The sequence below is a fragment of the Nakamurella sp. PAMC28650 genome, from assembly GCF_014303395.1.
GTDB lineage: Bacteria > Actinomycetota > Actinomycetes > Mycobacteriales > Nakamurellaceae > Nakamurella.
Genome location: NZ_CP060298.1, coordinates 1,972,466 through 1,987,609 on the forward strand (window position 1 = coordinate 1,972,466; position 15,144 = coordinate 1,987,609).

A 15,144-nucleotide genomic window follows, 5' to 3' on the forward strand; every position below is an offset into this window, starting at 1 on the left:
CCGCCCGGGGCGCGGTCCTACCGCCGGCATGCGGTCCTACCTCCGGGGCGCGGTCATACCGCCGGGATGCGGTCCTACCGCCGGGATGCGGTCCTACCGCCGGGATGCGGTCCTACCGCTGGGGCGCGGTCATACCGCCTGATCACGCCCTGCGCGGAACACGCGGGGAACCAATCTGGTCCGCGGTACGCTCAATGCAATGGTCGGGCCCGGCGATTCGGTGGTCGGTGGTCGAGGTTGACGCCTTGGCCGCAGGCGCCGGAACGGCGGGTCGGACCACTGGAGCAAGTCATCGGAACAAGACCACGCAAGCATGTGGGTTCACGGCGTCGCCGCCGGCGAACCGGGATGTCTGATTTCTCAGAGAGGGTGGAGGCCGCTCGCCGGCCGAACGCCACATGGACCGTAAGCGCCTGATTCGCTCGCCTCTGCTGTGGGTGGCCGTTGCCTTCGTCGCGTACCTGCTGTACTCCTACCTGTCCGACGACACCAAGAACTACAAGGCGGAGCCGACCTCGGTCGTGCTGGCCCAGTTGTCCAACGGCAACGCCAAGCAGGCCACCATCGACGACAAGGAACAGCGGATCCGGCTGACCTTGAACAACCAGGTGGACGGATCGAGCCAGATCTACGCGCTCTACCCGGACGCCGCGTCCAACGACGTGTTCAAGGCCGTCCAGGCCTCCAAGGTCGCCGGGTACGACACTGCGGTGACCAGCCAGTCCGGACTGTTCTCGCTGCTGATCTACCTGATTCCGATCGGCCTGATCATCCTGTTCCTGCTCTGGATGATGAACAACGCCCAGGGTGGCGGCAACAAGGTGATGTCGTTCGGCAAGTCCAAGGCCAAGTTGCTGAACAAGGACATGCCGCAGACCAAGTTCACCGATGTCGCCGGTGCCGACGAGGCGGTCGAGGAGCTCGACGAGATCCGTGACTTCCTGCAGAACCCGGCCAGGTACCAGGCGCTCGGCGCCAAGATCCCCAAGGGTGTCCTGCTCTACGGGCCGCCCGGCACCGGCAAGACCTTGCTGGCCCGCGCCGTCGCCGGCGAGGCCGGCGTGCCGTTCTACACGATCTCGGGCTCGGACTTCGTCGAGATGTTCGTCGGGGTGGGTGCTTCGCGCGTCCGGGACCTGTTCGAGCAGGCCAAGGCGAACGCCCCGGCCATCATCTTCGTCGACGAGATCGATGCCGTCGGCCGGCACCGCGGTGCCGGGATGGGCGGCGGTCACGACGAGCGCGAGCAGACCCTCAACCAGCTGCTCGTCGAGATGGACGGGTTCGAGGCCAAGGGCGGCATCATCCTGATCGCCGCCACCAACCGGCCCGACATCCTGGACCCCGCTCTGCTGCGGCCCGGCCGTTTCGACCGCCAGATCCCGGTCGGGCAACCCGATCTCAGGGGGCGTCAGGCGATCCTGGCTGTGCATTCCAAGGGCAAGCCGTTCGCTCCGGACGTCGAATTCCTGCCGCTCGCCAAGCGCACCGTCGGCATGTCCGGCGCAGACCTGGCCAACGTCATCAACGAGGCGGCCCTGCTGACCGCGCGCACCCATGGCACCGTCATCACGAACGCCGCGCTCGAGGAATCGGTCGACCGCGTCGTCGGTGGGCCGGCCCGCAAGGGCAAGGTCATCTCCGAGAAGGAACGCAAGATCACCGCGTACCACGAGGGCGGACACGCGCTGGCGGCGTGGGCGATGCCCGATCTGGAGCCGGTCTACAAGGTGACCATCATGCCGCGGGGACGCACGGGTGGTCACGCGCTGGTCGTGCCCGAGGACGACAAGGGCCTGATGACGCGCACCGAGATGATCGCCCGCCTGGTGATGGCGATGGGCGGGCGTGCCGCCGAAGAACTGGTCTTCGCCGAGCCGACCACCGGCGCGTCCTCCGACATCGCCCAGGCCACCAAGATCGCACGCGCCATGGTCACCGAGTACGGCATGTCGGCGAAGCTGGGCGCGGTCAAGTACGGCACCGGCGACGACGAGCCGTTCCTGGGTCGGACCTACGGCCACTCGCCCGACTACTCGCTCGAGGTCGGTGCGGAGATCGACGGCGAGGTGCGCGCCCTGATCGAGGCCGCCCACACCGAGGCATGGGCCGTCTTGAACGAGTACCGCGACGTGCTGGACGATCTGGCCACCAAGCTGCTCGAGCGGGAAACGTTGGAGCGCAAGGATCTCGAGGTCATCTTCGCCTCGGTCGTCAAGCGCCCGCGGATCACCACGTTCGACGACTGGGGCCAGCGGGTCCCCTCCGACCGTCCGCCGATCAAGACCCCGGGCGAACTGGCCGTCGAACGCGGCGAGCCATGGCCGCCGCCGCAGCCCCCGCAGCTCACGAAGGCGCCGGTCCCGGTCGGGGCCCCGATGGGATCACAGCCACCGGCCGGGTACGGGCAGCCCTATCCCTACGGCGCACCCCAGGGCCCGCCGGCCGGCTACGGCCAGCCGTACCCCGCTCCCAATCCGTACGCCCCCGCCCAGAACGGCGGACGGCCCCAGAACTGGACGGGTGGCGTCCTGCCCGGGCCGCTGGCACCGCTGCCGGGCACCTGGCCCGGCGGTCCGCAGAACGGCGTACCCCAGAACGGTGGACCCCAGAACGGCGGTGCCCAGAACGGTAGTCCGCAGAACGGTGGTCCGCAGAACGGCTGGTCCGGACCGGCCAACGGCGGCTCCGGCAACGGTTACCCCCAGGCCAACGGGCACAACCCGGGCCCTCCCACGGGTGGACACCGCGCTCCGGAGGGTCAGAACGAGGAGAACGGACCGATCGATCCCTGGGCGCCCCCCGGGGATCAGCGCCGATGACGGTGAAGCTGCCGTCGTTCGACCAGGCCCGCGCCGAGGCGGCCGTGCGTGAGCTGTTGATCGCCTGCGGCGAGGACATCGACCGGGACGGTCTGAAGGACACGCCCGGCCGGGTTGCCCGCGCCTTCGCAGAGCAGTTCAGTGGCCTCTACACGGATCCGGACATGGTGCTGGAGACGGTGTTCTCGGAGAACCACGCCGAGATGGTGCTGATCCGGGACATCCCGATGTACTCGACGTGCGAGCACCATCTGGTGCCGTTCTTCGGTAACGCCCACGTCGGCTACATCCCCGGCCCGGACGGCAAGGTCACCGGTTTGTCGAAACTGGCCAGGGTGGTGGAGGGCTACTCCAAACGCCCCCAGGTCCAGGAACGTCTGACGACCCAGATCGCGGAGGCGTTGGTGCGCAAGCTGCACCCGGCCGGCGTGATCGTCGTCATCGAAGCCGAGCACCTGTGCATGGCGATGCGCGGCATTCGGAAGCCGGGGGCGATCACCACCACGTCCGCGGTGCGCGGGATCTTCCAGACCAGGGCCAGTACCCGTGCCGAGGCGATGAGCCTGATCACGGGACGCTGAGTCAGGTGAGTACTTCTGCGTCGTTCCCGGCCTTCGGACCACGTGCCTGGGTGTTCGGGGTCCTGAACGTGACGCCGGACTCGTTCTCGGACGGCGGCAGGTGGGATCGGGCTGCAGCGGCGATCGAACACGGGGTCGCCCTCGCGGCAGCCGGGGCCGATGTCGTGGACGTCGGGGGCGAGTCGACCAGACCGGGCGCGCACCGCATCGATGCCGAAACAGAAGCCGGGCGGGTCATTCCGGTGATCCGAGAGCTGCACGCCAGGGGCATTCTCTGCTCGGTGGACACCACCAGAGCCGTGGTGGCGGAGGCGGCGCTGCAGGCCGGGGCGTCCATTCTCAACGACGTGTCGGGTGGACTCGCCGATCCCGGGATGGCTCACGTGGCCGCCGATTCGGGCGCGCCCTGGATTTTGATGCACTGGCGGGCACACAGCGCGACGATGGCCGGTGAGGCGCACTACCGTGACGTGGTCGGAGAAGTTCGTGACGAACTGCTGCGTCAGGTGGACGGCGCCTTGGGGGCCGGGGTGGACCAGCGCAGCCTGATCCTGGATCCCGGGCTCGGATTCGCCAAGAACTCGGACCACAACTGGGCCCTGCTCCGGAATCTTGGAGCGTTGGTGGACCTCGGGCTGCCGGTGCTCATCGGTGCGTCCCGCAAGCGGTTCCTCGGCGAGTTGCTGGCCGGGGACGACGGGGAGTTCCGCCCGGCGGCCGGTCGGGAGGCGGCGACCGCGGCGGTCTCGCTGCTGGCCGCCCGGGGCGGGGTCTGGGGTATCCGGGTGCACGAACCAGAGCCGACGCGGGACGCCCTGAAGGTGCTGGCCGAGTCCGGTCCCGGCCCGGAAATACTCTTCGGAGACCGGGGTTTCGCTCGCTCAGATCCGCCGGGGCCGCTGGCGCCCGATGGCGGGACGGCCACCGGTCCCGACTACCATTTCGGACGACTGACCAGGAGGACCCATGGCTGACCGGATCACCCTCACCGGCCTGCGGATCTTTGGTCATCACGGTGTTTTCGAGCACGAGAGGCGTGAGGGTCAGCACTTCGTCATCGACATCACGCTGTGGCTCGACCTCAGCGATGCGGTGGTCACCGACGACCTCAAGACCACCATCCACTACGGCGAACTGGCCCAGTTGGCGGCCGAGATCGTGGCCGGCCCGCCGAGGGACCTCATCGAAGCGGTGGCCGGCCAGATCGCCGACACCGTGATGCGCACCTACGTGCTGCACGCCGTCGAGGTCACCGTCCACAAACCCTCGGCCCCGATCCCGTTGGATTTCACCGACGTGGCAGTGACGATCCGGCGGTCGGTCAAACGCGGGGGGACACCATGACGCGTGCGGTGCTGTCCCTGGGTTCCAACCTGGGGGACCGCCACGCCCGTCTGACCGATGCCGTTGCGGTGCTTGCCAAACAGGTTGACCTGCTTGCCGTCTCCTCGATCTACCGGACGCCGCCGTGGGGTCCGGTCCCTCAGGACGACTACTACAACCTCACCCTGATCGCGATATCGGGGGAGCTGGATGCCTACGGCTGGTGGGGTCTGTGCCGCGAACTCGAGCAGGCCGCCGGCCGGGTCCGAGACATTCGCTGGGGTCCGAGGACTCTGGACGCCGATGTGGTGATGGTGGACGACATCGAATCGCTGGACCCCGATCTGCTCCTGCCACATCCGCGTGCTTTCGAGCGGGCGTTCGTGCTGGTGCCTTGGCTGGAGATCGACCCGATGGCCGTGCTGCCGGGGTACGGATCGATCGCCGGTCTGCTGGCCGGGCTCGACGCTTCCGACATCACGATGGTCGGGCATGTCGGCTGACCGCGAGAATCGGATGGGCTCCACTCGCCCCCGCGACATGTTGGCCGTTGCGCTGATCGCCGCGATCGCCGGATATCTGTTGGTGCGCCTGAACTATGGGCGCATTCCCGCGCTGCCTCGGTTCGCCGGCCTGGCGGCCGCCCTGGTCGGGGTCGCCGAGGCGATCTTCGGGCGTGGGTTGCGGGCCAGGATCCAGGCCCATCGTGGGACCGACCGTCCTGCGGTCAGACCCGTCCCGCCGTTGACGGCTGCGCGCGCCCTGGTGGCGGCCAAGGCGACCGCACTGGCGGGCGCGGCCCTGTCCGGGTTGTGGCTGGGACTGCTGCTCTACGTGCTTCCGGACTCCTCGGTGATCTCCGCCGCCCGATCCGATTCGTTGACCGCAGTGGTGGGACTGGCGTGCGCCGCGGTCATGACCGCGGGCGCGCTGTACCTCGAATACTGCTGCCGTGCACCGGTTGATCCGCGGGATGTGCGCCGGTGACGCCGTCGACGAGAACGCACGATGCGTGAGCACGATGCGCTCCCGGCGGTCGTCTGCCGCCGGTCGACCCGTGCTGACAGATCACCGGCCTCCCGGCGCGGGTGAGTCCGTCTACGAACACGTCTGCTCCCGGTAACCTGTGGGCCATGAGTCCAGCAGCGAACCGCTCCCGCCGTGGTGCGACGCCTGTGCTCATGCGGGGCCTGCTGGTGCTGGGTTTCCTGCTGGCGATCGGGGCCGTCGCCGTCGCGGTGTTCTCCACTGACGTCCGCCTGCTGAAGCTCGCTGCGCTGCTGGGGGTCTGGGCTGCGCTCACCACGGCATTTCCGGTGGTCTATTTCCGCAGGACCGCCCGAACGGCCGAGCAGAAGACCGAGGAGAGCAAGCGAACCTACGAACTGGAACTGCACCGGGAGATCAGTGCCCGGCGTGAGTACGAGATCGGGGTGTCCGAAGCCGCCCGGGAGGATGCCGAGACCAGGCACCGCGAAGAACTGGCGGGCCTGAGGGAGCAATTGGACCGACTGAACAACACGCTGTCCGGGCTGCTGGACGGCGATCTGCTCTTCGAACGGCTGACCCTGTCGGCCGAATCGACGCGCGTGCGACAGGTGGGCGGCGATAGTGGCCGCGGCCGGCTGGCCGCCATGGCGCGCACCGGGCAGATCGAGAACGTCCCGGGGTCGACCGGACCCTACGTCGGAGGTCAGTCGGGGGCGCCGGTGGCCGTCGGGACTCCGTCGGGGCCGCCGTCACGCACGCCGTACCCGATGCGGGAGGACGACACGGTGCAGTTCCCGCGGGCGACCTTCGGAGCCGGAGTGCGCGGGGGCACGGATGCGTCGGTCGGTCCGGTAGTGGTCGATGCGCCCGTCCCCGTCACCGGGAACGTCCCTGGGAACGGACATGCACAGGGCCAGGCGCCGGCGTCGCCGTTCGCGAACGTGGCGACACCGTTCACGCAGGCGTCCGTGCCGCCGGCCGCTCCCGCCGCGGTGGCCGTCGCGCCGGGCGAGGCCGACGAAGTGCCGGAACCCGCAGCCGAGGTGCCGCACGTCGACGACGTGACGCCGGTTGACGAAGTCGCGCAGGTACACCAGATCGCGCATGTCGACGACGTGGCGCCGGTTGACGAAGTCGCGCAGGTACACCAGATCGCGCATGTCGACGACGTGGCGCCGGTTGACGAGGTCGCGCAGGTACACCAGATCGCGCATGTCGACGACGTGGCGCCGGTTGACGAGGTCGCGCAGTTACACGAGGTCGCACCCGTCGACGATGCGGCGCACGTCGATGCGGCTGCACCCGTTGATGGAGCCGCGCACGTGGTTGAAGCCGAGGCCGAACCGGCGCCGGACCCCGAGCCGGAACCCGAACCCGAACCGGCAGTTGAGGCTGAAGTCGAACCCCAGCCGGCGCCAGAGCCGACGCCCGAGCCGGCGGCCGTCGTCATGGCGGCGACGACATCGGAGCTCGACCCGGAAACCGTGATCGCCGACACCGAACCAGTGACCGCCGACACCGAACCAGTCATGGGCCCTGACAGTCCGCCGGAGCATGCGGACGCCGGGACCGGGCATTCGGCCGGGATCTCGGTGGCCGACCTGCTCGCTGCCTACGGCGCCACCGAGGGCACGCCGCGCCGCCGCCGCCGCGCCGAGGACTGACGAACGCCGGCCTTCTCTCCAGCCGAACTCCCGAGGCCCGGGCTCCTGCTGTTACCCCGGCCCGTACCGGTCGTCCCTACGGCTGCGGCCCCACATGGCCGAAGGCGGCATCGAGGTCCTGGAGCAGCCGGGCCCGCAGTTGCTGCCCGCGCCGGGCGAACTCCTTCTGGGCGACGACGTACTCGGCCCGGCCGGCGGCGTTCTCGATGGTGATCGCCGGGAGGCCGAGCTCGCCGAGGTCGTAGGGCGACGCGCGCATGTCGACCTCCCTGATGGCCCGGGCGAACCGGAAGCAGTCCAGCAGCAGGACGCTCGAGACGATCGGGGTCAACCGGTAGGCCCACTTGTAGAGGTCCATCGAAGCGTGCAGACAACCCGGCTGCTCCATCCGGTCCCGGGAGGCGAGATCCGGCGCCAGCAGATTCCGCGGCCTGGCCGCCGGTGTGAAGAATCTGAAGGCGTCGTAGTGGGAGCAACGGATCTGCTGGTCGCGGACGACGGCGTCGGTACCCGCGCGGCCGAGGCGAAGTGGCCAGGACAGATGCCGCCGCTCGTCCTCCTGGAAGACCATGGCCCACTCGTGCAGACCGAAGCAGCCGAACTGTGGGACGGCGACGGCCGTCCGCTGCAGGAGTTCGCGGATGAACAGCACGCTCTGGCCCCGGACCGTCAGGAACTCCACCGGGTCGGCGACCACGGCCGTCCGCCCGCCGGCCGCGCGATCGAGGGTCCGATGAAAGCGCCACGTCGCTCGGTGGGGCGCGTCCAGCAGGCCGATACCGGACCCGGGATGCCAACGCCGGAGCTGGGACGGCCGGAACGAGTAGTAGGTGAAGAGGAAGTCCTCGACGGGGTGCGTGCGGTGCACCGCGGAGCGGGCGCGGTGATCGGCGGTGAGTTCGTCGACCTGTGCGTGGTGCTGCTGCTCGAGCATTTCCCACCGGTCGCTCTCGAGGAGGATCGGGAGCCGGTCACCGGCACCGTCGGCCGGCGCCGGAACAGCCATCGGACATTTTGTACCGAGGTCCGGAATTGAAGTCCGCTTCGTCATCGAATGGCACCCCGGTAGCAATTCGTTTCCCGGCGGTCGACGTCAGTCCTTCGATCGCCACGCCGGCCCGAAACTGAGTACCCCATGCATTCGATTGTCCACCCTCTCCGGTCCGGGATATCGACCGGCGGTATCGGGGAGATCGGGCTGCCGGGGCGGATCCGATCGTGGTCGGTCGCTACCCTGCTGCGTTGAAGCCCCACGGCGGTGAAGCCACCGCTGCGTTGAAGCCACTGCTGCGTTGATGCCACCACAGCGTTGATGCAGAGGTGATCGCTCCGGGGAGTGACGCACGCGAACCAGGCGTCACGGCTGCGTCCGGGCACGGGCCGACCACGGCCGATTTATGTCCGGAACGTGGAACCCGGCGACGTAGTCTGGACAACTGTGAGCTCTGCATCCGGCGGTCCAGTGGACGACGCCAACCACGACGAACCGATCAATTACCCGACATCGATCCCTTCGGGGTCGGATAAGTCCGGTTCCAACCCCCGACCGCCCGCTACGCCGGATGATGATCTGCCCGAGCAGATGCGTGTTCGCCGCGAGAAGCGCACTCGTCTGTTGAATGCCGGAATTGATCCTTACCCGGTGGGCGTACCGCGTACGACGGGCCTTGCCGAACTCCGCGCCGAGTTTCCGGATCTCGAACCCGACGCGAAGACCGGGAAGATGGTGGGGGTCACCGGTCGGGTCATCTTCCTGCGGAACTCCGGGAAGTTGTGCTTTGTGACACTTCGCGAGGGTGGAGCCGGGGAGACGGGTACCGAACTCCAGGTGATGGTCTCGCTCGCGTCCGTCGGCGCCGAGTCGCTGGCCGCATTCAAATCCGATGTCGATCTCGGCGATCACCTTTTCGCGAGTGGAGAGGTGATCACCTCCCGCCGAGGCGAACTGAGCGTGCTGGCCGAATCATGGCAGCTCACCGCCAAGTCGCTCCGGCCGCTGCCGGTGGCCCACAAGCCATTGTCGGAGGAGAACCGTGTCCGGCAGCGCTACGTCGACCTGATCGTCCGCCCGCAGGCCCGGCGAAACGTGGAAGTGCGGGCGCTGGCGAATCGGTCGCTGCGACAGACCCTCCACGAGCGGGGATATCTCGAGGTGGAGACACCGATGTTGCAGGTGCTGCACGGTGGTGCCGCCGCCCGGCCTTTCGCCACGCACATGAACGCCATGGACATGGATGTCTTCCTGCGGATCGCGCCGGAGCTCTACCTGAAGCGTTGTGTGGTCGGCGGTATCGACCGGGTCTTCGAGATCAACCGTAACTTTCGCAACGAAGGCGCGGACTCGTCGCATTCACCCGAATTCGCGATGCTCGAGACCTACGAGGCCTACTCGGACTACAACGCGATGGCCGAGCTGACCCGGACCCTCATCCAGAACGCGGCCGTCGAGATCTTCGGGACCACCGCGGTGACGCACGCCGACGGCTCCATCTTCGATCTCGGCGGGGAGTGGGCCAGCATCACCTTGTACGGCGCATTGTCGGAGGCGGCCGGCACCGATATCGACGTCGAGACACCGATGGCCCGTCTGGTCGAGTTGGCCGGCAGGTTCGATGTCGCGGTGGCTCCGCACTACGGTCCGGGGAAACTCGCCGAGGAGCTGTTCGAGGCCCTGGTGGTCGACTCGCTGGTCCTCCCGACCTTCGTCCGGGATTTTCCGGCCGAGACGTCACCGTTGACCAGGGCCCACCGGGACACCCCGGGCCTGGCCGAGAAGTGGGATCTCTACATCCGCGGAGTGGAAACGGCAACGGCCTATTCGGAGCTCGTCGACCCGGTGGTGCAACGGGAGCGATTTGTCGACCAGGCACGGTTTGCCGGCCTGGGTGACGTCGAGGCCATGGTGCTGGACGAGGACTTCCTCCGGGCGATGGAATACGGCATGCCGCCGTCGGGCGGGATGGGTATGGGAGTGGACCGGCTGCTGATGGCACTGACAGGTTTGGGAATCCGGGAGACCATCCTGTTCCCCTTCGTGCGCCCAGGGGAGTGAAGAGCGCCAGCCATTGGAGTTCGTTGCGGACAATCCCGGACACCCGGCCGTAGCAATCGTCACGTGATTGACGCGGGCTGGTCATGGGCTCGGGAGTTTGTGCATAGCCGGGTGAAAAGGTGTGAGAGAGCTGGGCGGTGTGCTCGTTTCCCGGGCCGGTGACCATCTCGATCCAACAATCGCGGGCCGGCTAAACCGATTGAATCGCCGGGTGTCGGTCGACACAGCGAAGGCGGCCCGCCCAATGGGGCGTGGTGGTTGGTTATTTACCCTTTTGTGATCTAATCTGGTGATTGAACATCTCACGGCCGACCTGGCCCTATCAGGAGGAAAATCCATGGCCACCATGACCACCGTCAGTCTCGTTGATGATTTGGACGGAACCGTCGCCGCCGAAACCGTTGCCTTTTCACTGGACGGCGCGAACTTCGAGATCGATCTGACCGACAAGAACGCCAAGAAACTTCGCGATGCGCTGGCCAACTTCACGGCCCATGCCCGTCGCATCGACGGCGGCCGCCGCGTGGTCGCCGCCCGCAGCGCCAAGGCCAAGCCGGCCAAGGCCACCAAGTCCGCTGCCCGCACCGCACCCGACCGCGAGCAGACCGCCGCCATCCGCGAATGGGCCCGCGCCGCGGGCTACGAAGTGTCCGAGAGGGGCCGTCTGTCGGCCGCAGTCCTGGATGCCTTCGAGTCGGCTCACTGATCCGATCGACGCCCGTTCGTCGGGCGGCACAGTCCGACCCCCGGCCGCCACGCGGCCCGGGGGTCGTCTGCGTCTGCTGGGTCTGCGTCTGCGGGGCCTGCCCCGGTGCGGTCGTGTCTCGGGACGGTCACAACTGCGCGTCCCGAGCGCGCGGACGGTCGTTGTTCGCCCTCGGCGTACCGAAGGTCTCTGGTGGAACGCCGCAGCTAGGGGGAGCGTTGTAGACATCGTGGGGGCTCTGGTGCGCAGAGCTCTCTGTCACGAGTGGATGAAGGAACCGGGCCTGCTGGCCCGGCCCGACTAGACTTTCGACGATCCGGTCCGTATCGGCTTCGGCAGCGAACTACTCGCTGAGGACGTCAACACGGAATGGACCACCTCCCTGCCGCGCACGCTCGTAAGGAGTGCACATGTTCGAAAGATTTACCGACAGAGCGCGTCGCGTGGTTGTCCTGGCCCAGGAAGAGGCCCGGATGCTGAACCACAACTACATCGGAACCGAGCACATCCTGCTCGGCCTCATCCACGAGGGCGAGGGTGTCGCCGCCAAAGCGCTGGAATCGCTGGGCATCGCACTGGAAGGTGTCCGCGCCCAGGTCGAGGAGATCATCGGCCAGGGCCAGCAGGCCCCGTCCGGGCACATCCCCTTCACCCCGCGCGCCAAGAAGGTGCTGGAGCTCTCGTTGCGCGAGGCCCTGCAACTCGGGCACAACTACATCGGGACCGAGCACATCCTGCTGGGCCTCATCCGTGAGGGTGAAGGCGTCGCCGCCCAGGTGCTGCAGAAGCTCGGCGCCGACCTGAACCGGGTCCGTCAGCAGGTTCTGCAGCTGCTGTCCGGCTACCAGGGCAAGGAAACTGCGGCCGCCGAAGGCGGACGTTCCGAAGGCACACCGTCGACCTCCCTGGTCCTGGACCAGTTCGGCCGCAACCTGACCCAGTCCGCCCGCGAGGGCAAGCTGGATCCGGTCATCGGCCGCGAGAAGGAGATCGAGCGGGTCATGCAGGTGCTGTCCCGCCGCACCAAGAACAACCCGGTGCTGATCGGCGAGCCCGGCGTCGGCAAGACGGCCGTCGTCGAGGGCCTCGCCCAGGCGATCATCCGTGGCGACGTCCCGCAGACTCTGAAGGACAAGCACCTCTACACCCTCGACCTCGGCTCGCTGGTGGCCGGCTCGCGCTACCGCGGTGATTTCGAGGAGCGCCTGAAGAAGGTTCTCAAGGAGATCCGCACCCGCGGCGACATCATCCTGTTCATCGACGAGCTGCACACGCTGGTGGGTGCCGGCGCTGCCGAGGGTGCGATCGATGCGGCCTCGATCCTGAAGCCGATGCTCGCGCGTGGTGAACTGCAGACGATCGGCGCCACCACGCTGGACGAGTACCGCAAGCACGTCGAGAAGGACGCCGCTCTGGAGCGCCGTTTCCAGCCGATCCAGGTCGGCGAGCCGACGGTGGCCCACACGATCGAGATCCTCAAGGGGCTCCGCGACCGCTACGAGGCGCACCACCGGATCACCATCTCCGACGAGGCGCTCGTAGCCGCGGCCACCCTGGCCGACCGGTACATCAACGACCGGTTCCTCCCGGACAAGGCGATCGACCTGATCGACGAGGCGGGCGCGCGGATGCGCATCCGCCGGATGACTGCGCCGCCGGACCTGCGCGACTTCGACGAGAAGCTTGCGAACGTGCGTCGCGACAAGGAATCCGCGATCGACTCGCAGGACTTCGAGAAGGCCGCTGCGCTCCGCGATTCGGAGAAGCAGCTGCTGACGAAGAAGGCCGAGCGCGAGAAGGCTTGGAAGGACGGCGATCTGGATGTCGTCTCCGAGGTCGACGACGAGCAGATCGCGGAGGTGCTGGCCAACTGGACCGGCATCCCGGTGTTCAAGTTGACCGAGGAGGAGACCTCCCGGCTGCTCCGCATGGAAGATGAGCTGCACAAGCGGATCATCGGCCAGGACCAGGCCGTCAAGGCCGTGTCCCAGGCGATCCGTCGCACGCGCGCAGGGCTCAAGGACCCGAAGCGCCCGTCCGGTTCCTTCATCTTCGCCGGCCCCTCGGGCGTCGGCAAGACTGAACTGACCAAGGCGCTGGCCGAGTTCCTCTTCGGCGACGAGGACGCACTGATCCAGGTCGACATGGGTGAATTCCACGACCGGTACACCGCGTCGCGGCTCTTCGGTGCCCCTCCCGGATACGTGGGCTACGAAGAGGGTGGGCAGCTGACGGAGAAGGTCCGTCGCAAGCCGTTCTCGGTGGTGCTGTTCGACGAGATCGAGAAGGCTCACCCGGACATCTACAACACGCTGCTGCAGGTGTTGGAGGATGGACGTCTCACCGATGGTCAGGGCCGGACGGTCGACTTCAAGAACACCGTCATCGTCTTCACCTCCAACCTCGGTACGCAGGACATCTCGAAGGCCGTCGGCATGGGCTTCTCGCAGGGCGGCGACGAGTCGAACTACGAGCGCATGAAGACGAAGGTCAACGAAGAGCTCAAGCGCCACTTCCGGCCCGAGTTCCTCAACCGCATCGACGACGTGGTGGTCTTCCACCAGCTGACGCCGGAGCAGATCATGATCATGGTCACGCTCATGCTCAAGCGCGTCGAGAAGGCCCTGAAGAACAAGGACATGGGGCTCGAGGTCACCGACGCCGCGAAGAAGCTGCTCGGCGAGCGTGGATTCGATCCGGTGTTGGGTGCCCGTCCGTTGCGTCGGACCATCCAGCGCGAGATCGAGGACAAGCTCTCCGAGAAGATCCTGTTCGACGAGATCAAGCCCGGCCAGATCGTGGCCGTCGACGTCGAAGGCGAGGGCGCCGACCAGGTCTTCACCTTCGTCGGGGTTCCCCGCCCGTCGGAGATTCCGGACACCGTCGCCGCACTGGCGGCCGAGGGACCGGGCATCAGCCTCGAGAAGGAATGACCAGGGTCGTTTCCTGGTGAAGTGAACGGCGAGCGGGCCGGACGAGTGATCGTCCGGCCCGCTCCGCTGTTCCAGGGGGACGACCGTCGCCAGGCGTCGGTGAGGGTGACGGTGTCCTGGATCCCCGAGCGGCCGGCTCTGGCCACCGGGTCAGCTCAGGAGGGCAGCGTGAGAGCGCCGTCCGGCAGACGGACGGCCAACCCGTCGCGCACCAGCGACGTGACACAGCGCGCCCGCTGGTCCGCGTCCGGCCAGACGACGTCGACGGCCGCAGGCACGACGGGATGGGTCGAGTCACGAAGAAAGGACATGATCCGTCCGCGTACCTGACGATCCGTTCCGGCCCAGGTCTGCACCGGCCGCCTTGCGGTGACCGACGGGTAGCCGGCCGCCCGCCAGGCGCACCTCTCGCGGAGCGGGCAGTCAGGGCAGGCCGGATTGTTGGCCGTGCAGACGAGCGCCCCGAGTTCCATGACGGCGGCCGAGAAACGTGCTGCCACCAAGGGTTCAGGCGGCAGCAGCGACTCCAGCTCGCGCCGGTCGGCGGGGGTGGCCGGCTCCCGGATGCTGTCCAGGCCGCGGACCGCCCGCGACAGCACCCGCCGGACGTTGGTGTCGACGACGGGCGTTCTGGCCCCGAACGCGAAGGCGGCGATCGCCCTGGCGGTGTAGTCGCCGACGCCCGGAAGGGCCATCAGCGTGCTGATCTCGGACGGGACCCGGCCGCCGTGTCCAATGGTGATCGCGGTCGCCGTGGCGTGGAGTCGCAGCGCCCGGCGCGGATACCCCAGCCGTCCCCAGGCCCGCACCGCGTCGCCGGGGGAATCCGCCGCCAGGTCGGCGGGGCGCGGCCAACGTTCCATCCAGGGGCCGAAGACCGGCAGCACGCGGACCACCGGCGTCTGCTGGAGCATGAATTCGCTGACCATCACCGCCCACGGGCCGGCCCGCGCCGCTCGCCACGGGAGGTCACGTCCCCGACCGTCGAAGAAGGCGAGCAGGGCATCGGGATCCAACGCGTCGGGTCGGGAATCCGGAACGGGCTCAGGGACCGTGCTCAGTGGAGAACACCT

The 15,144-nt window shown here is 67.9% G+C and carries 12 protein-coding genes; 10 read left to right on the plus strand and 2 right to left on the minus strand.

The features are described from left to right. Nucleotides 1–398 precede the first annotated feature (398 nt). The 7 genes from ftsH to H7F38_RS08960 all read left to right on the plus strand — a co-directional run bounded on the left by ftsH (nt 399) and on the right by H7F38_RS08960 (nt 7,380). The gene (gene ftsH, locus H7F38_RS08930) at nt 399–2,822 is read left to right on the plus strand and encodes an ATP-dependent zinc metalloprotease FtsH (protein WP_187093761.1); all 2,424 of its coding nucleotides are present in this window, start codon (nt 399–401) and stop codon (nt 2,820–2,822) included. Continuing rightward, the gene (gene folE, locus H7F38_RS08935) at nt 2,819–3,403 is read left to right on the plus strand and encodes a GTP cyclohydrolase I FolE (RefSeq protein ID WP_187093762.1); all 585 of its coding nucleotides are present in this window, start codon (nt 2,819–2,821) and stop codon (nt 3,401–3,403) included. Before ftsH ends, folE begins: the two co-directional genes overlap by 4 nt. Nucleotides 3,404–3,408: 5 nt before the next feature. Then, nucleotides 3,409–4,377 (plus strand): dihydropteroate synthase, encoded by a 969-nt coding sequence (gene folP, locus H7F38_RS08940; RefSeq protein WP_187093763.1) that lies wholly within the window; start codon nt 3,409–3,411, stop codon nt 4,375–4,377. After that, the gene (folB, locus tag H7F38_RS08945) at nt 4,370–4,747 is read left to right on the plus strand and encodes a dihydroneopterin aldolase (protein WP_187093764.1); all 378 of its coding nucleotides are present in this window, start codon (nt 4,370–4,372) and stop codon (nt 4,745–4,747) included. Before folP ends, folB begins: the two co-directional genes overlap by 8 nt. Next, nucleotides 4,744–5,229, plus strand: a complete 486-nt coding sequence (gene folK, locus H7F38_RS08950; RefSeq protein WP_187093765.1) for a 2-amino-4-hydroxy-6-hydroxymethyldihydropteridine diphosphokinase — start codon at nt 4,744–4,746, stop codon at nt 5,227–5,229. Before folB ends, folK begins: the two co-directional genes overlap by 4 nt. Further along, the gene (locus H7F38_RS08955) at nt 5,219–5,713 is read left to right on the plus strand and encodes a DUF3180 domain-containing protein (RefSeq protein ID WP_222618556.1); all 495 of its coding nucleotides are present in this window, start codon (nt 5,219–5,221) and stop codon (nt 5,711–5,713) included. Before folK ends, H7F38_RS08955 begins: the two co-directional genes overlap by 11 nt. Before the next feature lie 146 nt (nt 5,714–5,859). Continuing rightward, nucleotides 5,860–7,380 carry a DUF6779 domain-containing protein gene (locus tag H7F38_RS08960; protein WP_187093766.1) on the plus strand — a complete coding sequence of 507 codons (1,521 nt, stop codon included), beginning with the start codon at nt 5,860–5,862 and terminating at the stop codon, nt 7,378–7,380. A 76-nt stretch (nt 7,381–7,456) separates the two neighbouring features. Here H7F38_RS08960 and H7F38_RS08965 read toward each other — a convergent pair whose 3' ends face one another. Further along, nucleotides 7,457–8,386 carry a 3-methyladenine DNA glycosylase gene (locus H7F38_RS08965; protein ID WP_222618557.1) on the minus strand — a complete coding sequence of 310 codons (930 nt, stop codon included), beginning with the start codon at nt 8,384–8,386 and terminating at the stop codon, nt 7,457–7,459. A gap of 576 nt (nt 8,387–8,962) precedes the next feature. On the opposite strand from H7F38_RS08965, the gene lysS reads away from it, so the two are divergent. The 3 genes from lysS to H7F38_RS08980 all read left to right on the plus strand — a co-directional run bounded on the left by lysS (nt 8,963) and on the right by H7F38_RS08980 (nt 14,071). Then, nucleotides 8,963–10,432, plus strand: a complete 1,470-nt coding sequence (lysS, locus tag H7F38_RS08970) for a lysine--tRNA ligase (protein WP_187093767.1) — start codon at nt 8,963–8,965, stop codon at nt 10,430–10,432. Between the two features lie 337 nt (nt 10,433–10,769). Then, the gene (locus tag H7F38_RS08975) at nt 10,770–11,138 is read left to right on the plus strand and encodes an Lsr2 family protein (RefSeq protein ID WP_187093768.1); all 369 of its coding nucleotides are present in this window, start codon (nt 10,770–10,772) and stop codon (nt 11,136–11,138) included. A 410-nt stretch (nt 11,139–11,548) separates the two neighbouring features. After that, nucleotides 11,549–14,071 (plus strand): ATP-dependent Clp protease ATP-binding subunit, encoded by a 2,523-nt coding sequence (locus H7F38_RS08980; protein ID WP_187093769.1) that lies wholly within the window; start codon nt 11,549–11,551, stop codon nt 14,069–14,071. A gap of 155 nt (nt 14,072–14,226) precedes the next feature. On the opposite strand, the gene H7F38_RS08985 is transcribed toward H7F38_RS08980, so the two are convergent. Next, nucleotides 14,227–15,132 carry an A/G-specific adenine glycosylase gene (locus H7F38_RS08985; protein WP_370531352.1) on the minus strand — a complete coding sequence of 302 codons (906 nt, stop codon included), beginning with the start codon at nt 15,130–15,132 and terminating at the stop codon, nt 14,227–14,229. Between the last annotated feature and the right edge of the window lie 12 nt (nt 15,133–15,144).